A 20,243-nucleotide genomic window follows, 5' to 3' on the forward strand; every position below is an offset into this window, starting at 1 on the left:
TCCCCTCACCCACGTGGCCGCAACAGGTCCGCCAGACCGTCGCCAATCAACGAAAATCCCAGCCCGGTGATCACAATCGCAATCCCCGGCATCAGGCTCAGCCACCACGCGGTGGTGATAAAGTTGCGCCCTTCGGCAATCAGCACGCCCCACTCGGCCTGCGGTGGCTGCGCGCCCAATCCAAGATAGCCAAGCGAAGACCCGAGCAGGATCGCGAGCGCCATATCGGTCATCCAGTAGACAATCACCGGTGTGATCGCATTGGGCAGCAGGTGGCGGAAAATGATGCGCCGGTCGGAATACCCCATGACAATGCCGGCACTGGCGTAGTCATTGCCCATCTGCGCAATCACCTCAGCCCGCATCAAACGCGCATAATAAACCCAGCCGACCAGAGTGATCGCAATATACATATTGATCAGCCCCGGTCCCAACACAGCCACCACCGCGATGACCAGCACCAGAAACGGGAAGGTGATAACCGCATCAACCACGCGGCCAAAAATCATGTCGGCCACGCCGCGATAGTATCCCACCAAGGCCCCCACAGTGACGCCAATGGTCAGCGCAAACACCGTCGCCAAAATCGCCATCTGCATGTTCACCGTATAGGCGTGGATCACACGCGACAGCGCATCCCGCCCCAGCATGTCGGTGCCAAACGGATGCGCCCAGCTTGGTGGTTGCCGCACCGCCAGATAATCAATGAAGTTGGGGTCATATGGCGCAAAAAAGCTTGGAAACAGCGCCAGCAGCGCCGAGAACCCAATGATCACAGCCCCAATCAGAAACCCCGGCTTGCGCAAAGCAATCTGTACCCGTGTCTGAGGCGCATCGGAGGATTTTGCAGACGTTACAACAGCATCACTCATGTCAGGCGCATCCTTGGGTCAAGCAGGCTTTGGAAAAGGTCGGTCAGCAAGAAGACAATCGACACCAGAATGGCAAAGGTCAGTGTCAGCCCCTGAATAAGCGGATAGTCGCGGGCAAAAATCGCCTCCAGCATCAGCCGCCCAAGACCCGGCACAGCAAACACAGTCTCGGTCACCAAGGTGCCGCTCATCAGGTTGCCAATCGACAGGCCTAGCAAGGTGATCGTGGAGATCAGCGCGTTGCGCAGCACGTGCCGCCCCAGGATCAACCGATTGGGCAGCCCTTTGGCGCGAGCAAACTGCACATATTCCGCATCCAGCACTTCGATAATGGCGGCACGCAAGTTCCGCATGATGATCGCGGACGTATAAAGCGCAACCGTCATCGCTGGCAGGAAGAGGTAGTGCATCTGCCCCCAAAAGCCATCACCACTGCCCCCGACAGGGAACCAGCGCAGCTTTGCGGCAAGAAACGTCAGCAGGATCAAACCGATGTAAAACACCGGCATCGACAAGCCGACCTGAAAAACGGTGCGGATCACTGTGTCCGGCCATTTGCCCCGATTGAGCGCCGCGACAAAAGCCAGCGGCCCGGCAATCAGCAGCGACAAAGACACCGCAAAAAGTGCAAGGAACCCTGTTGTTGGCAGCCGATCGATGATCACGTCGGACACGGACGTGCGCATCATGATTGACCGCCCAAGGTCGCCTTGCAAAGTGTTTGTGAAAAATAGCCAGAACTGCACAAGAAGCGGGTCATTCAGACCAAGCTTTTCCCGGATTGCCGCCAAATCAGCGTCGGAGGCTTTGTCGCCCGCAATTGCGATGGCTGGGTCACCCGGCAACAGCCGGACCAAAAGAAAGATGATGATCATCACAAGCACAAATGTGGGGATCATCAGCGCGAGGCGCTTCAGAACATATTGCAGTCCGGCCATGGGTATTTTCCAGTTAGGTTACGCGCCGCAGGCCCTCGCCTGCGACGCGCTTAGGTCTTACTTGCTCACAGTAGCACGAGAGAAGATGTTGGCACCCAGCGGGGTTTGGACATAGCCCTCCACCGCTGTGGACACCGCCACCGCAAACGGGGTCTCATACATAAACAGCAACGGCGCAGCATCGGCGTAGATCTTCTGCATGTCCGCATATTGTTGTGCACGAGCTGCTTGGTCCATTTCCGTACCGGAGGCTTCAAAGAGCGCGTTGAACTTGTCGCTCTCCCAACCGGTGCCAACCGCATTGCGCACGGGTGAATAGCCCAACCAGCCAGTTACCTGACTTGGATCGTTCACATCATCCACCCAGCCATAGGTGTGGATATCAAACTCACCGGAGCGGTTCTTGGCGCCACGGGTGGCCCCGTCCACTTGTTCAACCACCAGTTCAATACCCAACGGCGCCCACATCTGTTGCAGCGCGGCAAAGATGGTTGCGTCATCAGACGAGCCCGCCAGCGTGGTCAGCGTAACCTTGGTACCTGCTTCGATCCCGGCCTCTTTCACCAGCGCCATGGCTTTGTCCATGTCGTAGGAATAGAGGTCCAGCTTGGACGCCAGACGGGTGGACGACGACATCAGCGGTGCGGTCATTGGCTGACCTGCCCCCTGCAGAACCAAACCAATCAGCGCGTCTTTGTTGGTGGCGTAATTGACCGCCTGACGCACCCGCACATCGTTCAGCGGGTTGGCAGAGCCATCCGCGCGAGTTTCACGGGTGTTGATTGGCGAATAGATGATCCGCGTGGACGGATAGAGGTTCATGTTGATCGCCGGATCGGCGTCTAGCTCGGCCACACGGCTGAACGGCACAAACTCCACCGCGTCAACTTCACCGGCCTGCAGCTTCAGGATACGGGTGGCATCATCCGGAATGATCTCAAAGTGGATTTTGTCCAGATACGGCAGCGGCTTGCCATCCGCGCCCATCTCCCAGTGATGCTCATTGGCACAGAAGTCCATCGCGGCCCCCTGCTCAAAGCCACACATGTAGAAGGCACCGGAGCCCACACCTGCGCTTGCAGAAGCAAAGATTGCGGCGGATTTGTCTTGATCCGTTGCGCCCTCTGCCGCCTCAAACACCTCTTTGTTCACAATCGAGGTGTTGAACGTCGCCAGCATCGACAGGATGGTTGGATCCGGCTGGCTCAGGCTCACAGTGATGGCTTGGCCGTCTGCGGTCACGTCAGACACGCTACCCAGCATACCGGACCATGGCCCCAGATCACCGTTGCGTGCGCGGTCGAGCGAGAACAGCACGTCATCCGCCTCGAGCGCCGAACCATCCGCAAACTTCAGGCCAGACTGCAGCATCAACGTGACGGTCTTGCCGTCCTCAGACACTTCAAAACTCTCGGCCAAGCCGCCAACAATGGATTTCCCGTCGTCAGACGAACGCAGCAGCGTGTCAAACAGGCTGCCCACCATCCAGATGTCCGGGTTGCGATCCGCGTAAATCGGATCAATCAGTCGCGAGCCATCGTAGCGCGCAAAGTTCATCGTGCCGCCACGTTCCTGCGCCATTGCAGGTGTCACAAGTGCGGTCGTTGCCGCCAAAACCGCCGCCATAAGGGTGCGTGTCATGTCTTTCGTCCTCCCTGGTCGAATCTCTTCTGTATCCGGGAGAATAGGCAAGTTTTGGCATTTTGCTAAAACTTTTTTTAGCAAAGCTAAATTTTTGAAGCCTGAATTTTAGCGCACCATCCAAAATTGGATACAATATACTGAAAACACTACCCTTCTTTCAGACATCCGCAAACTTATATTTCTCCCGCATTGCTCATCGGCGTGGTGCTGACCCACAGCTCAACGGATTCCACATCACTCACCACGCGTGAATAATGCGGTTTTGCGGTGTTGTGGTGAATCACATCCCCCGGCCCCATGACAAACACGGCCCCTTCCAGATGGTACTCAATCTCGCCAGACAGCAGGTAGCAGAACACCTCTCCATCATGGCACATCTTCTCAGATTCATGCCCAGGAGGGCGGTGAATGATCTGCGAATGCATCAGCGCACCGGGGAACCCTGGCCCCAATTTCTCATAAAATCGCCCTGCTGTGCCAAGCGCATAGGATTGCCGACGGTCTTTCTGAATAAACTCGGAATACGTCTCCGGCACGCTCAGCAACTGCTCAACGCTGGTCTGCAGCGCCGCCGCAATTGACATCAGCGAAGACAACGATGGAGAGCTGATCCCCCGCTCCACCTGAGAAATGAACCCAGTGGTCAACTCGGCCTCCTCTGCCACGGCATTGAGCGTTTTTCCCAGCGCCTTGCGTCGCAGACGGATCGCCTGCCCCAGCTTTTCCGGCTGTCCCTTTTGTTTCTTCTTTTTTGGTGTTGGGGATGCCGCCATCAAAATCTCCAATGGTTGGTCTGGAAAACTGCGGCCACACCATATCAGCGGAAAAAGATATGTATACTAAAATTCTTTTTAGTAATGCTGCATGAACTATCCGTACGTCGACCTCGGTTATCCAATAACGCTGCGCTGATTTTGCCTAGCGCATCGCCCCACCTCAGGCTGCTCCGATCAAAGGAGCCCTCATGCAACTCGCCTGCCCCGCCGCCTTACTCGCCCTCACCGCGCTCGCCGCCTGCGCCACCCCGCTGGAGCGCTGTATTTCCACCGCCCAATCCGAAGTCCACAGCCTTCGCCGTGCCATCACCACCGCTGAAGGCAATATCACTCGCGGCTATGCCATCCACCGCAGCTCAGAAAGTTACACCTTCTACGATACCTGTTATGACAAGAAAGATCGGCCTTACAGCTGCCCGGAAACTCGCTATCGCACCGTGGAAACACCGGTGGAAGTTGACGTGGCGCAACAACGCCAGCGCTTAAAGTCTCTGAGGCGAGACCTGCCCGCCGCCGAAGATCGCGCCCACTCACAGACACAACACTGCACGGCCCTCCATCCACCAACCGGATAACTGGGCCGCGCCTTAGTCAGCCCTCTTAGAAGTCGAAAATATCGTCGAGGAAGCTACTCATCTTTTTCTTCTTGCGTGGCTTGTCTTCATAACGGCGCACATGACCTTCGTCATAGCCATGGCTGTCATACCCTCGCTGCGGTGCAGGTTGCACAGTCTCAGACGGCGGAGGGGGCGGCGGCGCAGCATAGGCAGCTGCCCGCTCAATGATCTTGTCCAGCTCCCCGCGATCCAGCCAAACACCTCGACAGGTCGGACAATAGTCAATCTCAACCCCATTGCGATCCGCAATTACCAGAGTTTCGCCATCTACAGGACATTTCATCGAGCACTCTCCTCATTTGGTACCGGGCTTAGATAGGAAGTCCCACGCGGCTTTTCATCGCCCGTGCAATCTTTGACCCTCAAGACGCATAAAATTGCGCAAGGTAGCCACTCTGACACGCACCATACCCGATGAATATCGTCAACTATTTGTTTTTAAACAGCTTTCCCTTGAACACCAAACCGACTCAACTTATGTAGATCTCAACAGAGCAAGCCAGACCGGCCACTCACGTACGACGCAAGCACTCCAGCAAGGCCCAGCTTTCGCCAGGTCCAGCCAGACAGCAAGCCGCGCACGCAGGCAGACACGGTCCAGCCAGCCACAAAAACGGCGCCCAGGCTTATCCCAGGCGCCGTTTTTGTTTGGCCGCCTCCCTTTTGGTCTCCCTGAAAAACTGGCACGCTCCCGCTATGACCAAAACCAACCCCATCCAACCAACAGACACCGAGGCCCGCGCTTTCGCGCAACAATTGCTGACCAATGCCACTTACGCTGCCCTCGCGGTCACCGATCCTACAACTGGCACCCCATCGGTCACCCGCATTGCCCTGGCCACAACCCCCGACGGTATACCAGTCACCCTGATATCTGACCTCGCCAGCCACACAGGCGCGCTCCGCGCAAATGCCAATTGTGCGTTGCTGGTGGGCGAACCTGGCGAGAAAGGCGATCCGCTCACCCATCCCCGCATGACCCTACATGCCAAGGCGGCCTTCCTCACCAAAGACAGCACCGCCCACAACCAAACCCGAACCCACTACCTGTCGCAGCGCCCCAAGGCCAAACTCTACGTCGACTTCCCCGATTTCAGCTTTGTGCGCTTTAAGGTCTCCGGCGGACCTTTAAACAGCGGATTTGGCAAGGCGTTCCATCTCACTTCAGACGACCTGTTAGCGCCAACATCTTTCTCTTGACGCGACAGCGTAGTGCGCCCTACCGTCCCGCTATGCCTTTACACAGCCTCGATCACGCCAACATTGGCACCCAGAATCTCGACGTCATGATCCGCTTCTACGAAGAGGTGCTGGGCATGACCAACGGCCCGCGCCCTGAATTTCCGTTTCCCGGTGCGTGGATGTACCTCGGGGACAATGCAGTGGTGCATCTGGTGGGATCCACCAAACCGCTTATCTCAGGCGGCGGAGACATCGCCTTGGAACACGCAGCGTTTGCCGCCACCAACATGCCCGCCTTCCTTGAAGTACTCGCAGCGCACAGTCTGGATTACCGCTTCGGCTTCCCGCCTGGTTTTCCCATTGTGCAGGTCAACATCCACGACCCCGACGGCAATCATCTGCATGTGGATTTCCACATCGACGAACTGCCGGGAGAGCTGCGCCCCACGGCGCAAGACGCCTAAACGTTAACGGAGGTGCGTCAAAAAACGCACCTCCGTGAAACAGTCGCTATACCGACGCTATACAGACGTGAAAACTCCGCTGAGTTTGTCGCCCGTTAACCCTTATTGCAGCAGCGCTTTGGACGCTTCGATTGCATCGGCAATCGGCGCAAAATAGCGCACTTCGATCGACGATCCGCTGCGCATCACCTCCGCCGCTTTATCCGCACCCGCCATATAAAGCTGAGTGGCTTGCGGCAAAGACGCCTCTGTAATGGCCTTGATCCGCCCGCCATTCACACGTTCCCGCCCAAGGTTGGAATCCGTGTTGGCCCGCACAAACGAATACAGTCCACGGTTTACGCGGGTCAGGGCCACTTCGGCCTCCCAATAGACCGAAGCCTTTGAAATCACACGCACAGTTTGGCTATAGGTTTGGCGCAGGCAATCGATGCGGTAGACTTTTTCCACCTTGGCGCACTCCCCCACACCGTAGGTAAAAATATCCACGGAGCGCTTGGTTTGCTGATCAGAGAAGCCAATGTCATCCTCCGCCATCGCGGGCTGCGCCATCATCCCAACCACGACCACCGCCGCCGCTTGCAACATTTTGACTAAGCGCATGAACTGCCTTCCTTTTGCTCTACCGAGTCACATGTACCGCGCATTTGGCATGACGCACAACCTGTGCCGCTGTGCTGCCCAGCACAATATCCTGAACACCAGGCCTATGAGACGCAATCACAATGCAATCGACCGCATTTAAGGCTCCCCATTTCACTATGGTTTTTCCCGCATGCCCTTCTTCTACAACGCCTTTTACGTTTGGCAAATCCGCTCCCATAGCCTCCAAACTGGCCACAATTGCGGTCTGCGCCTCAGCCTGAAACCCTTCTGGCACGTAGTTGATCACGTAGCTCGGCACATGCGCCATCACATGCAACAAGCTCACCTGTCCGTCATCAGCCACCAACCGACGCGCCACAGCAACGGCTTCGCCTGGGTCATGGGCCTCATCAAACGCCACTGGTACCAAAATATGCTTATACATTTCAAACTCCTACAGACGCCAATCGACATGTGTCGCGGGCTGCACGTTTATTCAAAAGCCGCCATGACATCATACATGACGGGCTCAAAACTACGGCACAACTGAGTGATTTTGCGGTTGCGTTCACGCATCTCGTCACTGCGCAACATCGCCTGAAAATCTTCGCGCTTTTGCCATTGAGAATAGTTGGCAATCCGCGTCTGCGCGTCGTTCACATGCAACCCTGCCGCGATGAAGCCCGGTTGTTTGGAGATGAACTGCTCATAAGCGTCATTGAGCGCGTCCAGCAAATCCTGACAGGTGCCCGGTGTCATCTCAAACGTGGTGATGACGGTCTGAAGGTCCGCCTCCTTGGAAATCTTCGGCATAAGTTCCTCCTTCCTTTTCCTCAGCTTAGTCTACGGCAGAGCCGCTTGACCACAGGTTTTGCAAACTCCTGTCGTTTCCCGGTCTGCCAGACACGCGCATGTGATTGCGTCAAACGCGATTTTGCCCCATATTGGGTTTGGTTTTCTTGCTGGGTGAACCAGATGGCGCGCATATGCCACACGGCCCAGCACAGACAGATGAGGCAACCATGACCAGATTCCTAGCCGCGCCCCTTCTGGCGCTGATGCTCGCTCCCGCACTCCCCCATATTGGTGATGCAAATACATTGAACCGTGCGTGCATGCGCTCTGACCGCGATGGTGCCACGCGCCAACTGTGCCGGTGCATTCAAAAAACCGCGAACAAAAGCCTGTCGCGCGCGGACCAGCGCCTAGCTGCCAGCTTCATCAAAGACCCGCACCGAGCGCAGGAAATTCGCCAATCGGGCCAGCGCAGCCATGAGATCTTCTGGAAGCGCTACAAGAAGTTCGAATCCAGCGTTGTATCGAGCTGTAAGCACCTGCGCTGACTTCAGCGTCTAACACCACGCACAAGCCACTTGACCCAGCGTTCAGCTCTATTCACAAAAGTCAAAGATGGTGGAGAGATAAATGCTGAACAAAGGCGTCACCTTACGCGGCCTCGAAGTGTTTGAGGCTCTGGCAGAACATGGCTCTGTGGCACGTGCGTCAGAGATCACCGGCCTGTCCCAACCAGCTGTGTCCCAGCAGATTCGCAACCTGCAGACCGCCCTTGGCACCGACCTGATCGACCACAGCAAACGGCCGATGCAGCTCACCGCCGCGGGCAGGTCTTACCTCAGTCGCGCCCGTGAGGTTCTGTCTCAATTGCGGCTGGCACAATCTGAACTGACGGTGATGGATCTCACCCATTTGACCCAATTGTCGATGGGCATCATCGATGACTTTGACAATGACCTGACGCCGCGCCTTGTGACCAAACTGGCGGAGTCGATGACACGCTGCCGGTTCCGCTTGGTGACAGCACCGAGCCATGAAATCACCGATGCTATACAGAGCGGCGACCTGCATCTCGCCATCACCGCCATGGCGCCAGAAACCCTTGAAGGTATTACAGAACATCCGCTTGCACGTGACCCGTTTATTCTTGTCGCTCCGTCGGGATACATCCGCGACGCGACCAATATGACTTCAGCTTTGCAAGAACTCCCAATGCTCCGGTACGGACAGGAGCAATTGATCGGACGCCAGATCGAAGCGGAACTGACCCGCGCCAAAATCGAGGTGCCACACCGGTTTGAGATTGGCTCCAACCCATCGCTGATGGCCATGGTGTCACGTGGTATCGGCTGGGCAATCACCACCCCTTTGGGGTATCTGCGCGCGGCGCGGTTCCACGATCAAGTCGAGGCCCATCCCCTGCCTTTCCAGCCGTTCAGCCGCAGGATCTCTTTGCTCGCGAGCGGGGATTGGGCAGATACGGTGCCGCGCGACGTGGCACAAACCATGCGAGGATTGATCCACACCCACATGATCAACCCCGCCATTGAACGCTTCCCGTGGCTGGAAGGTGAATTCAGAACTTTGGAAGATGACGCCTAGCAAAAGCTTTCAGAATCTCAAAACTCCAACCCTCACAACGTCGCCTTCAATCCCCGCGCGCACTCTTCGATCAAATCCAGTGCTCCGTGAAAATCGCGTGTGTAATACGGGTCTGGCACCTCGGTTGTGCCGCTGCCTGCTGCGTAGTCCGTAAACAAGCGCACCTCCGTCGTGTTCCCATCCGGACGCAGCGTCTCAATGTTGGCGATGTTCTCCGCATCCATGCCAACGATCAAATCAAACCGCTCAAAATCGGCCATCGAAAACTGGCGCGCTCGCAGATCGGAGAAGTCATACCCCCGCGCTCGCGCCGCATCCTGCATCGGCCCATAAGGTGGCTTGCCCACATGCCAACCCGCCGTGCCCGCGCTGTCCGTTTCCACCGCTGGCGCCATGTCACGAAACACACCTTCCGCAGATGGCGACCGACAGATATTGCCCAAACACACAAAAAGAATTTTCATCACAACTCCCAACCCAATTGTCTCAGCCATCTCCTTTGCCAGCTGTGAGGTCAAGACCTTGCCTCCCCTCTCAGCACTTGCCAGAGTGCCCAAGCCACCAGCCAGGAGCCTCCATGTCCAAGTCAATTGTCATACTCACCGGTGCGGGTATCAGCGCCGAAAGCGGCCTTGGCACTTTCCGCGACGAGGGCGGCCTCTGGGCACAACACCGCATAGAAGATGTCGCCACCCCCGAAGGTTTTGCCCGCAACCCCAAACTGGTGCACGATTTTTACAACGCCCGCCGGGTGCAATCGACGGCGGCTGAACCCAATGCCGGTCATTTCGCTCTCGTAAAGCTGGAGGCCGACCACCCGGGGGAAGTATTAATCGTCACCCAAAATGTAGACGGGTTGCACGAAAAGGCGGGCAGCAAGAACGTCTTGCACATGCATGGCACCCTGCACGGCGCTCTGTGCCACGCCTGCGCACACCGCTGGCCCGCGCCAACAACAATGTCTCCAGAGGCCCCCTGCCCGTCCTGCGGCAAGCCTGTCACCCGACCAGACATCGTATGGTTTGGCGAAATGCCTTACGACATGGAGCGGATATCTAACGCGCTGGCCCAGGCCGACGTTTTTGTCTCCATCGGCACCTCCGGTGAAGTCTACCCGGCGGCAAATTTTGTCACCGAAGCGGATATGTTTGGCGCCCATACAGTGGAGCTCAATTTGGAACCTTCCTCCGGCGTCTCGCGCTTTGCCGAAACCCACTTTGGTCCTGCCACACAAGTTGTGCCGCAATGGGTCGCCGAAGAACTCGCCCGCGCCAAATAGCAAAAGGCCGACCCTCTCGGACCGGCCTTCCCAATTTCGGCAATGCTGACAGGCGCTTAGCCGTCAGATTTCTTCATGTCGTGGCCAGAATGGTCGCCATGTTTCATCGCACCGTGATCCGGTTTACGCTCCAGGTCCACTGGTACTTCCAGGGTCACCTCGCCTGCTTTTTCGAAAGTCAGGGTGATTGTTACGACGTCACCATGCTCAAGACCACGATTGAGGCCCATGAACATCACATGATCGCCTCCACGCGCCAACGCATGCGTGCCGTTTGCAGGCACAGCAAAACCTTCTTTCACGTGCAACATCTGCATATTGCCGTCAGCATCTTCTTTGTGTGTGTGCAACTCAGTGCGTTTGGCCACATCTGAGGACACGCTGATCAGTTGATCATCTTCTGCACCGGTGTTTTCGATCACCATAAAGGCAGCACCTGCTTTGGACATTTTCGTGGCCACACGGGCATAAGCGTCATTCACGGCAATGGTGCTTTCTGCAAATGCAGGCAAAGCAAGGGCAACAGCAGCAACAGCTGCGAGGGAAAGTGTTTTGAAAGACATGTTGGTCTCCTGACCATTGGATTTTCTATGTGTTGAGTGTGTTGGGATCAAAGAAAATCAAACGGCGGTGCTCGGGCACTTTCGGCAATTGGTCGAATCACATCCTCAACCGTTACCTGTGTACTGCGCAGCCCTTCGCCGCGCCCAAGATCCAGACCAACTTCTGGCGGATCAACCGCAATCCAGTTCAGTAGAGAAAAGCTCACTTCAGGGCACAGATGAGCTGGCCCTGTTGGATTGCCGTCTGCATCAACCGGCACCATGACAGCGCTCTCACCGATGCAATACTCTGCAAAGCCTTCCGGGCCAGTCATACCACGCGCAATGGCCATGCTGTGTCCGGTCAGGACCAGAACAAGCGCCATTAGGGCGGCAACATATGTGCGCAAGCGAAGCGTCATGGCCGCATATAGACACGCCCCATCGGGATTGTGAAGCGTGACAAAAAGAAACAGCCCCGCAATACTGCGAGGCTGTCAAATCTCTAAAAGATCAGTGCGATCAGGCGTTTGCAGCCTGCGCTTTGGAGATCTCTTTTTTGATCTTCAGCGCGTTGTCAGACAGCTCAGTGTCTTTGGCTTTTGCCATAAACGCGTCCAGGCCACCACGGTGGTCCACAGTGCGCAGCGCAGCTGCGGAGATGCGGAACTTGAAGCCACGGCCCAGAGTCTCAGACTGCAGGGTCACATCGTTCAGGTTCGGCAGAAACCGGCGACGGGTGCGGTTTTTGGCGTGGCTTACGTTGTTGCCCGTCATCGGGCCTTTTCCGGTCAATTCGCAACGGCGCGACATGGGTTCATCCTCGTTTTACAGTCCACGGGGACATGGACCCCGTCAAAGCATTTGGGCGCCGCATAGGCTGCGCCCGGAAATTCGTTTGGCGTCATTAGGCCGATTTCACGGGGGCGTCAAGTGATTCAGCCGGACTTTGACTGCATTTTGCGCCCTAACACTGGGGTGGGCGATTTTGACTATCCGAAACCCGGTTCCGGTCCCAGGAGATTGTCATGCCTTGATCACGACGCGCAAATATTTCCGGTAGAAAGTTTTCAAAATTGCCAACCTCTTCGACCGTATGCAGCACCCAGGCATAATTCTTCTCCTCATAATACAGCCAGGGGATCATAACCCGATTGACCAGCGGCTTAAGCCAGCCACTCTCGACCCCCACTGTCAGGTGATTTGTGAATGTTGCCCCCTCCGGCCCATCCTCAAACCGAAATTCCAGATCCGCCACTGTTACCCCCCGCCTGCTGGCTTTTAGAGCAAATCGCGACTCATCCAATGCCACCACTTCAAGCCGCTCATCCAAGGCGTATTTGGGGTTGCGTTGATACGCTTCTTGAATGAGTAGAAAATCCCCAACCCTCAGTGGCCCATCCGGTGCGGCCTTTTCGCTTCCCAGAGAGATATGATCTTGCGGATGGCTCACTAAAAAGGCGGGTTGGACATCCCCATCAATCACCAAGGCTAGGTCAGCATAGACCCCATACCACCAGGCCAGCATCTCCGCTGTCACATCTCGCACGGGGGGATGATCCACCTCAAACAATGTGCGCCCATCCGGAAGATGCGTCACGGTCGAGTGGGCATTGTCAAAATTTTTAAGTTCCCAACCAAACTCTCGTGGATCCGGTAGCTGCACCCAACTCCCCCGCCTCGTCGCTCACACTATCAGCTTTCCAAGCTGCTCAGCACGCTCTGATGCTGTATCAGGAGCAGAGTGCGCGGATTGCCTTCTTCAGGCAAGAAACATTTACTACATTCCAAAAATATCTTTTACAAATCAGGGTTTGCTGGTCCGATCCCACACAATCACATCCCCCTGATCCCGGCGAGCATACACTTCCGGAAGAAAATGCGACCATGCACTGATCTCTTCAACGTTGTGCTGCATCCAGGCTTCAGTCTTCTTTTCATCAAAAAATACTGGAATAAACACTTGATTAATTAGGCTTTTTGCCCACCCATCGGGAACCCCAACACACAGGCGTGTCAATACCTGAACGCCGTCTACAGTATCCTCAAAAAAGTGCTCCAACTCAGCGACGGTAAAACTCCACCGAACAGACCGAATGGCATAGCTCTGCACGCTTCGACGCAAGACGCGCCAGGTCTCATCCGTCGAATATCGTGTGTCCCGCCCATAAGCCTCTCGAAAAGCAATCCGATCGCCTGCTTTTAGCGGAACATGTGTCTCCCCGCCGACACGCTCGATATGTAGATGGTCACGCGGATGCCACACCAGAAACGCGAGATGGGTTTCCCCATCAATACTCAGTTTTTGATGCGCGTAGACTCCAAACCACCACGCCACCATTTCTGCGGTCACACCGGGTACAACCGCATGCCGCAACTCCATAACGAGGCGACCGTCTTGTGTTTGGGTAAACACAGTCTCGGCTTCTTCAAGTCCTCTATGAGTCCAGCCAAAATCTCTGGCGGGAGGCAGTTTTTTCAACGGTTTCCTCAAGGTGTGCCAACCTGAAAGGCAGGAAAGCCGCCGGAAAAATCAATATTCATATGGATATGATGGCGCGGTTTAGGAGAGATGATCAAGCATCTCTTTTGCGGCTTGGCCCGGCGACAGTTCCCCTGTGGCCACCTTTGCGTCAAAATGTGCCAATTGCCGAGGGGCTTCCCCCTGTCCCAGCCGCGCCAACATCCCTTGTTTCACCTCCTCGTGAAACCAGAATTGCGCCTGCGCCGCACGCCGGTAAGTCCAATGGCCTTCCTCTTTACGCCAAGTGGTCAGGGCCTTCATTTCCCCCCAAGCCGTCGCCAGTCCGTTTTTCTCAAGTGCCGACACAGTCATAGCTTTGGGGAAGCCTTCAGGATCCTGAGGCCGCTTGCGCAGCAAGCGCAACGCCCCTGCATAATCGGCGCAAGTCCGCATGGCCGTGGCCTTCAGGTCGCCATCCGCCTTATTCACAAGGATGACGTCCGCCATCTCCATAATCCCGCGTTTCACACCTTGCAGCTCATCACCGCCCGCAGGTGCCAGCAGCAACAGGAACAGGTCCGACATCTCGGCCACAACGGTTTCCGATTGCCCAACGCCCACAGTCTCAATCAGCACCACGTCAAAGCCCGCCGCCTCACAGAGCGCCACAGCTTCCCGCGTACGCCGTGCCACGCCGCCCAAATGGGTCTGACTGGGCGAAGGCCGGATAAACGCATTCCGATCCCGGCTCAGCCGTTCCATGCGCGTTTTGTCACCCAGAATAGACCCGCCCGACCGCGCCGAAGACGGATCTACCGCCAACACAGCCACCCGCAGCCCTTGCGCGGTCAACATCATGCCAAAACTCTCGATAAAGGTGGATTTTCCCACCCCCGGCGTGCCCGAAAGCCCAATCCGCAGCGACTGTTTGCCCGCCTTTGACAGCTCATCCAACAGGGCCGTGGCCTGCGCGCGATGATCGGGCCGCGCGCTCTCCACCAACGTGATGGCACGGGCCAACGCGCGGCGATCTTGTTTTAGTATTCTGTCACGCAGATCTGCGATATCCATGGGCAAGCCTGTGTCTTTTTTGATTGTGAGTCTTCATGCCGCGCATGACCCCGTTTTGTCTACCCCGCCCCCGCCGTCTTCTCGCCACTCTGCTGCTCTGTGCCGCAGCCCAGATGGCCGGCGCTGAAACGCAAAAGTGGTCTGTGCACGCGTTTGGCTTCAAAGTTGGCGAATTGAATGTCGCTGGAGTTCAAAGCAATAACTCCTTCTCTGGCAGTGGCTCCTTTCAAACAACAGGCTTAGCCGGCGCCCTGCGCCGAATTCGCTTCACAGCGCAAAGCCAAGGCACCGTGAAAGGCACCAGAATCAGTCCAACGCGCTACGCGGGCTTCATCGACACCGGCAAGCGGGTGAGTGAAACAACCTTGGCATTCTCCGGCACCGTGCCCCGCAAAACCGCTGGCGCACAGAAACCCGCCACCCCTATTTCCAACCAAGCCTTGCGTGGCGCGGTGGACCCGATGACCATGATGTGGCTTACGCTTCGTGACCACAGCACGGACAAACTCTGCACTCTTGGCCAAACCCAATACGACGGCACGCGCCTTGTGCGCATCACGCTGAAATCCCGCCAAAACGGCGAGGGCAAAGTCACTTGCTCGGGTACCTATGACCGCATTGGCGGCTACTCAGCAGAGGAACTGGCAGAACTCAAAACCTCACCGCTCGCTATTGTCTACACCCCCAAGGGCGACCACTGGCGCGCCAGCGAGGTGTACCTCACCTCCCGCCACGGCAAGGCCAAACTGGTCCGCCGCGACTGACGCATCATCCCCACTGGACGCCCCGTGCCCGCTGACCGATAAGTTGCTTATGACGCAACTGCCTATCCACGACGCCCTTGATCCCTTGATCTCTGCCCTGCGCACCACAAGTCGCGCGGTCCTGCAGGCCCCGCCAGGCGCGGGTAAAACCACGGTTGTACCTCTCGCCATGCTGGACGCGGGCCTCACCAACGGCCGCATCCTCATGCTGGAACCGCGCCGTCTCGCCGCGCGTGCCGCCGCCGAGCGCATGGCACAAACCTTGGGTGAAATCGCAGGCCAAACTGTGGGCTACCGTGTGCGAGGAGAAAGCAAGACCTCCAAATCCACCCGCATCGAGGTGGTCACCGAGGGCATCCTCACCCGCATGATCCAGTCCGACCCAGAGCTTTCCGGCATTGGCGCGGTGATCTTTGACGAATTCCACGAACGCAGCTTAAACGCTGACTTCGGCCTCGCGCTCTGTCTCGAAATTTGCGACGCCTTGCGTGACGACCTGATCCTGCTCGCCATGTCCGCCACACTTGACGCCGAACCGGTCGCCGCGCTCATGGGCAACGCGCCGATGATCACCTCGGAAGGCCGTGCCTACCCTGTGGAGACCCGCTGGCTCGACAAACCGCTGCCCAAAAACACCCGCCTGGAGGAAGCCACCGCCCGCCAAATCACTCAGGCAGTCAACGAGACAGAAGGCGGTGTGCTGGTCTTCCTGCCCGGCGAAGGCGAAATCCGGCGCACGCAATCCCTGCTCAAACTACCAAGCAACTGCACCGTGCATCCCCTATTTGGTGCTATGCCATTCAAGGAGCAGCAAGCCGCCATCCGCCCAGCCAAACAGGGCCGCAAAGTGGTGCTCGCCACCTCCATTGCCGAAACCTCGCTCACCATTCAGGACGTGCGCGTTGTGATTGACGCAGGTCGCGCCCGCCGCGCCCGCTTTGATCCCGGCTCCGGCATGTCCCGCCTTGTGACCGAGCGTGTCACCCGCGCTGAGGCCACCCAACGCCAAGGCCGTGCAGGCCGCGTGGCTGAAGGCATTTGTTACCGTCTCTGGACCAAAGGCGAAGAAGGCGCACTCCTGCCCTTCCCACCCGCCGAGATCGAAGCCGCCGACCTCACCGGCCTAGCGCTAGAGTTGGCTCTTTGGGGGGCGGCCCCCACCGATCTGGCGCTCCTGACGCAGCCCAACCCCGGTAGTTTTTCCGAAGCCCAATCCGTGCTGCACATGCTTGGGGCGCTGGATGGCGACAACCGCATTACAGCCCACGGCAAATCCCTCACCAAACTGCCTCTGCACCCACGCCTTGCCCATATGTTGGCCACCGCAGGCCCCCAAGCCGCCCGCATGGCCGCCCTGTTGGCCGCCCGAGACCCGCTCACCCGCAGCGCGCCGGTTGACCTTTCCCTGCGCATCGAAGCCCTGACGGACCTCAAATCCTTCACAGACCGCCGCCCCTATGCCGTCAACCGCGCCGCGTTGCACAGCATCCGCGACGAAGCCAAACGCCTGCGCAAGTCCGCCAAAGGCAGCGATCCCATCCCACGCAGCCCTGCCGAGCTGGCCGCCTTGGCTTATCCGGATCGTATCGGCCTGCACCGCAAAGGCGACGACCCGCGGTTTGTCCTCTCTGGTGGCAAGGGCACTGTGCTCAACGACGAAGACCCTCTGGCCTCCACGCGCCTGATTGTGGTCACCGACACCGATGGCAATCCACGCGAAGCCCGCATTCGTCAGGCGGTCCAAATCACCGAAGGTCAAATCCGTGACCTCTTTGGGGATCAAATTACCTGGCAAGACAACTGCCACTGGTCCAAACGCGAGCGCCGCGTCATCGCCCGACGCCAAGAGATGTTGGGCGCCATCGCCTTGGATGACCGCATCTGGAAAGACGCGCCTGATGACGCCATAGCGCAAGCCATGCTGCACGGCGTGCGCGATCTTGGCATCACGCTCTCCCCTGCCGCCCAACGCTTTGTCGCCCGTGTAAAATTGATCCGCACCGCCGGTCACGAGTTGCCCGACATGACGCCCGACGCGCTCTTGTCCACCATCGACGACTGGCTGCTGCCGCATCTCTCCGGCGTCAAAACTGCGGACCATTGGAAGAAGTTCGACCTACTCGACGCTCTGCGCACCCGCCTCGATTGGAACCAGATGCAACTGGTGGACAAGCTGGCTCCGGCGCATTTCACCACGCCGCTCGATCGCAAGATCCCGATCGACTATTCAGGTGAGAACCCCGAAATCATCCTCCGACTACAAGAGCTCTTTGGCCAAACCACCCATCCCTTGGTCGGCAACACCCCGCTGCGCGTCACCTTGCTTTCTCCAGGGCAAAAACCGGTGCAAACCACTATGGACATCCCCGGCTTTTGGGCCAGCTCTTATGCCGATGTGCGCAAAGACATGCGTGGGCGTTACCCCAAACACCCTTGGCCTGAAGATCCGACACAAGCGGACCCGACCTTGCGGGCCAAACGTCGGAAACATTAGGTGTATTTCGTCCACACCTTGACGTTTTCCACAGGAAAACGTATATACAATGACACGACAAAATACCTGACAACATAATAATAACCATACAACCCCGAGCAGACCACCATGACCAACGCCTTGAAAACCGCCTTTGACAGCGTGATCGCGCCAATGTTGCGCCGTCCGCGCCGCATTCAGGTGGCCGCGCTCTGCACGCGTGAGAAAATGGGCGCAACCGAGGTTCTGCTAATCACGTCGCGTGATACAGGCCGGTGGGTTCTCCCCAAAGGCTGGCCAATCAACGGGCTGGACGCACCAGGCGCTGCCCTGCGGGAAGCTTGGGAAGAAGCTGGTGTGAAAGAAGCTAACATCAACAGTGAACCTGTCGGCATCTACGGCTATGCCAAACGTCTGGATGGCGGGCTTGAGGTGCCAGTTGACGTCACTGTGTTTGAAACCGAGGTCAAGCAACTGGTCGACGATTTCCCGGAAGCCGAGGAACGCACCCGCAAATGGGTGCCCGCACAAGAAGCCGCCGGTATGGTGAACGAACCACAGCTTCAAGCCATTCTGCGGGAAATGTAATCCTTTCGTAAGCCATTTGTAACGAAATCGTTGCATTGACCCGGCTTCGGGGGTAGGCCCCCGTACGACTCAAAGCCGGGATTCTTTGTCATGACCTCGCCAAACTCAGGCAAGAAATGGTCCACGCTGGACCGCGACCTCAACCGCATCTCCCATCTGGAATCTGCCACACTCTATGTCTCCCGTCCAATGGTGGGCTTTGGCATTGCAATTGCCTTTATTGTGATTGCAGGCGTTGCGGCGGGCCTCTTGTCGGGCGGGGATTCCGACACGGCGATCATCATCGCGGCCGCCGGCATCGGTGCCTACATGGCGATCAACATCGGCGCCAACGATGTGGCCAACAACATGGGCCCGGCCGTGGGTGCAAATGCTCTTACGATGGGCGGCGCCATTGTCATTGCTGCCTTCTTTGAAAGCGCAGGTGCGCTTTTGGCTGGCGGCGACGTGGTCTCTACCATTTCCAAAGGCATCATTGATCCCACTGGCATGGCCAACACCACCATTTTCATTTGGGCCATGATGGCCGCGCTGATCTCGTCTGCCCTGTGGGTGAACCTCGCCACATGGGTTGGCGCGCCGGTTTCCACCACACACTCTGTTGTGGGTGGTGTTATGGGGGCAGGTATTGCCGCCGCAGGATTTGCCGCCGTGAACTGGCCCACCATGGCCAAGATCGCTGCGTCCTGGGTGATTTCGCCGGTGTTGGGCGGGGTGATTGCGGCCGCCTGTTTGGCTTTCATCAAAACCAAGATCATCTACCAAGACGACAAGATTGCCGCGGCCCGCCGCTGGGTGCCCGTTCTGATCGGCATCATGGCCGCCGCCTTTGCGTCTTATCTGGCTCTTAAAGGCCTCAAGCGTATCATCAAGATCGACCTGCAGACCGCGCTTCTGATTGGCGCGGCCACCGGTGGCCTGTTCTACGTGGTCTCTGCACCGCTTGTTCGCCGCCAATCCGAAGGACTTGAGAACCGCAACAAATCTCTCAAAGTGCTGTTTGGCATCCCACTGGTGTTCTCCGCCGCGCTGCTGTCCTTCGCCCATGGTGCCAACGACGTTGCCAACGCGGTTGGCCCGCTGGCCGCCATTGTACACGCTGCTGAGTTTGGGGAATTTTCCGCCAAGGTCTCTATTCCAAGCTGGGTCATGATCATTGGTGCTTTTGGTATTTCTTTCGGCCTGTTCTTGTTTGGCCCCAAACTGATCCGCATGGTGGGTGAAAAAATCACCAAGCTGAACCCAATGCGTGCCTATTGTGTGGCTCTGTCAGCAGCAATCACCGTGATTGTCGCCTCTTGGCTCGGCTTGCCTGTGAGTTCCACCCACATCGCCGTGGGCGGTATCTTTGGTGTCGGCTTTTATCGCGAATGGCACGCGGAACGCCGCCTGCGCAAAACCATCGTGCAACGCACTCCGGAGAAGCGCATTGCGCCAGAAGAGCGCCGCCGGCGCAAACTTGTGCGCCGCAGCCACTTCATGACCATCATCGCCGCGTGGATCATCACCGTGCCCGCCGCTGCAATGATGTCTGCCGTGATCTTCTACCTACTCAACGCGCTGACTAGCTAACGCACGCCTGTCTGC

The 20,243-nt window shown here is 57.4% G+C and carries 25 protein-coding genes; 10 read left to right on the forward strand and 15 right to left on the reverse strand.

What is annotated here, in order from left to right:
* Positions 1-5 precede the first annotated feature (5 nt).
* The 4 genes from QOL67_RS13310 to QOL67_RS13325 all read right to left on the reverse strand — a co-directional run bounded on the left by QOL67_RS13310 (position 6) and on the right by QOL67_RS13325 (position 4,227).
* Entirely contained in the window at positions 6-872 is an 867-nt protein-coding gene (locus tag QOL67_RS13310; RefSeq protein WP_283426467.1) for an ABC transporter permease, read from the reverse strand.
* Positions 869-1,810, reverse strand: a complete 942-nt coding sequence (locus QOL67_RS13315; protein ID WP_283426468.1) for an ABC transporter permease — start codon at positions 1,808-1,810, stop codon at positions 869-871. The genes QOL67_RS13310 and QOL67_RS13315 overlap by 4 nt, the downstream gene beginning before the upstream one ends.
* Positions 1,811-1,867: 57 nt before the next feature.
* Complete coding sequence (locus QOL67_RS13320; protein ID WP_283426469.1) at positions 1,868-3,451, reverse strand: ABC transporter substrate-binding protein; 1,584 nt, start codon at positions 3,449-3,451, stop codon at positions 1,868-1,870.
* 176 nt (positions 3,452-3,627) lie between these two features.
* Positions 3,628-4,227, reverse strand: coding sequence for a helix-turn-helix domain-containing protein (locus QOL67_RS13325; protein ID WP_283426470.1), 600 nt, complete (start codon positions 4,225-4,227; stop codon positions 3,628-3,630).
* A gap of 191 nt (positions 4,228-4,418) precedes the next feature.
* Between QOL67_RS13325 and QOL67_RS13330 the strand changes: the two genes are divergently transcribed.
* Positions 4,419-4,805: a hypothetical protein gene (locus QOL67_RS13330; RefSeq protein WP_283426471.1), complete on the forward strand. Its 387-nt coding sequence runs from the start codon at positions 4,419-4,421 to the stop codon at positions 4,803-4,805.
* 25 nt (positions 4,806-4,830) lie between these two features.
* Here QOL67_RS13330 and QOL67_RS13335 read toward each other — a convergent pair whose 3' ends face one another.
* Positions 4,831-5,130 carry a TFIIB-type zinc ribbon-containing protein gene (locus tag QOL67_RS13335; RefSeq protein ID WP_283426472.1) on the reverse strand — a complete coding sequence of 100 codons (300 nt, stop codon included), beginning with the start codon at positions 5,128-5,130 and terminating at the stop codon, positions 4,831-4,833.
* 413 nt (positions 5,131-5,543) lie between these two features.
* On the opposite strand from QOL67_RS13335, the gene QOL67_RS13340 reads away from it, so the two are divergent.
* Positions 5,544-6,047 (forward strand): HugZ family pyridoxamine 5'-phosphate oxidase, encoded by a 504-nt coding sequence (locus tag QOL67_RS13340; RefSeq protein WP_283426473.1) that lies wholly within the window; start codon positions 5,544-5,546, stop codon positions 6,045-6,047.
* Positions 6,048-6,079: 32 nt separating this feature from the next.
* The gene (locus QOL67_RS13345; RefSeq protein ID WP_283426474.1) at positions 6,080-6,493 is read left to right on the forward strand and encodes a VOC family protein; all 414 of its coding nucleotides are present in this window, start codon (positions 6,080-6,082) and stop codon (positions 6,491-6,493) included.
* A 102-nt stretch (positions 6,494-6,595) separates the two neighbouring features.
* Here the strand turns inward: QOL67_RS13345 and QOL67_RS13350 are convergent, their stop codons facing one another.
* From QOL67_RS13350 to QOL67_RS13360, 3 genes are read right to left on the reverse strand one after another with little or no spacing between them, the layout of a single operon-like run.
* Entirely contained in the window at positions 6,596-7,096 is a 501-nt protein-coding gene (locus tag QOL67_RS13350) for a hypothetical protein (RefSeq protein ID WP_283426475.1), read from the reverse strand.
* Positions 7,097-7,115: 19 nt separating this feature from the next.
* A complete protein-coding gene (locus QOL67_RS13355) occupies positions 7,116-7,523 on the reverse strand; it encodes a universal stress protein (RefSeq protein ID WP_283426476.1) in 408 nt (135 codons plus the stop codon).
* A 47-nt stretch (positions 7,524-7,570) separates the two neighbouring features.
* On the reverse strand, positions 7,571-7,891 hold the full coding sequence (locus QOL67_RS13360; RefSeq protein WP_283426477.1) for an antibiotic biosynthesis monooxygenase family protein: 321 nt from the start codon (positions 7,889-7,891) through the stop codon (positions 7,571-7,573).
* Between the two features lie 209 nt (positions 7,892-8,100).
* Here QOL67_RS13360 and QOL67_RS13365 point away from each other — a divergent pair, with 209 nt between their 5' ends.
* Positions 8,101-8,421 (forward strand): hypothetical protein, encoded by a 321-nt coding sequence (locus QOL67_RS13365; RefSeq protein WP_283426478.1) that lies wholly within the window; start codon positions 8,101-8,103, stop codon positions 8,419-8,421.
* Between the two features lie 82 nt (positions 8,422-8,503).
* Positions 8,504-9,475, forward strand: a complete 972-nt coding sequence (locus QOL67_RS13370) for a LysR family transcriptional regulator (RefSeq protein WP_283426479.1) — start codon at positions 8,504-8,506, stop codon at positions 9,473-9,475.
* A gap of 32 nt (positions 9,476-9,507) precedes the next feature.
* On the opposite strand, the gene QOL67_RS13375 is transcribed toward QOL67_RS13370, so the two are convergent.
* Entirely contained in the window at positions 9,508-9,939 is a 432-nt protein-coding gene (locus QOL67_RS13375) for a low molecular weight protein-tyrosine-phosphatase (protein ID WP_283426480.1), read from the reverse strand.
* A 113-nt stretch (positions 9,940-10,052) separates the two neighbouring features.
* On the opposite strand from QOL67_RS13375, the gene QOL67_RS13380 reads away from it, so the two are divergent.
* Entirely contained in the window at positions 10,053-10,754 is a 702-nt protein-coding gene (locus QOL67_RS13380; protein ID WP_283426481.1) for an NAD-dependent deacylase, read from the forward strand.
* 56 nt (positions 10,755-10,810) lie between these two features.
* Here QOL67_RS13380 and QOL67_RS13385 read toward each other — a convergent pair whose 3' ends face one another.
* The 6 genes from QOL67_RS13385 to meaB form a co-directional block, all read right to left on the reverse strand.
* Entirely contained in the window at positions 10,811-11,317 is a 507-nt protein-coding gene (locus tag QOL67_RS13385) for a copper chaperone PCu(A)C (RefSeq protein WP_283426482.1), read from the reverse strand.
* Between the two features lie 47 nt (positions 11,318-11,364).
* A complete protein-coding gene (locus QOL67_RS13390) occupies positions 11,365-11,706 on the reverse strand; it encodes a hypothetical protein (RefSeq protein ID WP_283426483.1) in 342 nt (113 codons plus the stop codon).
* A gap of 112 nt (positions 11,707-11,818) precedes the next feature.
* Positions 11,819-12,109 (reverse strand): 50S ribosomal protein L28, encoded by a 291-nt coding sequence (gene rpmB, locus QOL67_RS13395; RefSeq protein ID WP_283426484.1) that lies wholly within the window; start codon positions 12,107-12,109, stop codon positions 11,819-11,821.
* Between the two features lie 154 nt (positions 12,110-12,263).
* Positions 12,264-12,962 (reverse strand): hypothetical protein, encoded by a 699-nt coding sequence (locus tag QOL67_RS13400; protein ID WP_283426485.1) that lies wholly within the window; start codon positions 12,960-12,962, stop codon positions 12,264-12,266.
* A 141-nt stretch (positions 12,963-13,103) separates the two neighbouring features.
* Positions 13,104-13,790 carry a DAPG hydrolase family protein gene (locus QOL67_RS13405; protein WP_346770610.1) on the reverse strand — a complete coding sequence of 229 codons (687 nt, stop codon included), beginning with the start codon at positions 13,788-13,790 and terminating at the stop codon, positions 13,104-13,106.
* 69 nt (positions 13,791-13,859) lie between these two features.
* A complete protein-coding gene (gene meaB, locus QOL67_RS13410) occupies positions 13,860-14,831 on the reverse strand; it encodes a methylmalonyl Co-A mutase-associated GTPase MeaB (protein ID WP_283426487.1) in 972 nt (323 codons plus the stop codon).
* Between the two features lie 35 nt (positions 14,832-14,866).
* Between meaB and QOL67_RS13415 the strand changes: the two genes are divergently transcribed.
* The 4 genes from QOL67_RS13415 (at position 14,867) to QOL67_RS13430 (ending at position 20,228) form a co-directional block, all read left to right on the forward strand.
* Positions 14,867-15,595: a DUF3108 domain-containing protein gene (locus QOL67_RS13415; RefSeq protein WP_283426488.1), complete on the forward strand. Its 729-nt coding sequence runs from the start codon at positions 14,867-14,869 to the stop codon at positions 15,593-15,595.
* 49 nt (positions 15,596-15,644) lie between these two features.
* A complete protein-coding gene (hrpB, locus tag QOL67_RS13420; RefSeq protein WP_283426489.1) occupies positions 15,645-18,089 on the forward strand; it encodes an ATP-dependent helicase HrpB in 2,445 nt (814 codons plus the stop codon).
* 108 nt (positions 18,090-18,197) lie between these two features.
* The gene (locus tag QOL67_RS13425) at positions 18,198-18,656 is read left to right on the forward strand and encodes an NUDIX hydrolase (RefSeq protein ID WP_283426490.1); all 459 of its coding nucleotides are present in this window, start codon (positions 18,198-18,200) and stop codon (positions 18,654-18,656) included.
* Between the two features lie 90 nt (positions 18,657-18,746).
* The gene (locus QOL67_RS13430) at positions 18,747-20,228 is read left to right on the forward strand and encodes an inorganic phosphate transporter (RefSeq protein ID WP_283426491.1); all 1,482 of its coding nucleotides are present in this window, start codon (positions 18,747-18,749) and stop codon (positions 20,226-20,228) included.
* Positions 20,229-20,243 lie beyond the last annotated feature (15 nt).

Origin of the sequence: Shimia sagamensis, from assembly GCF_900182745.1 — a bacterium.
Classification (GTDB): Bacteria; Pseudomonadota; Alphaproteobacteria; order Rhodobacterales; family Rhodobacteraceae; genus Shimia; species Shimia sagamensis.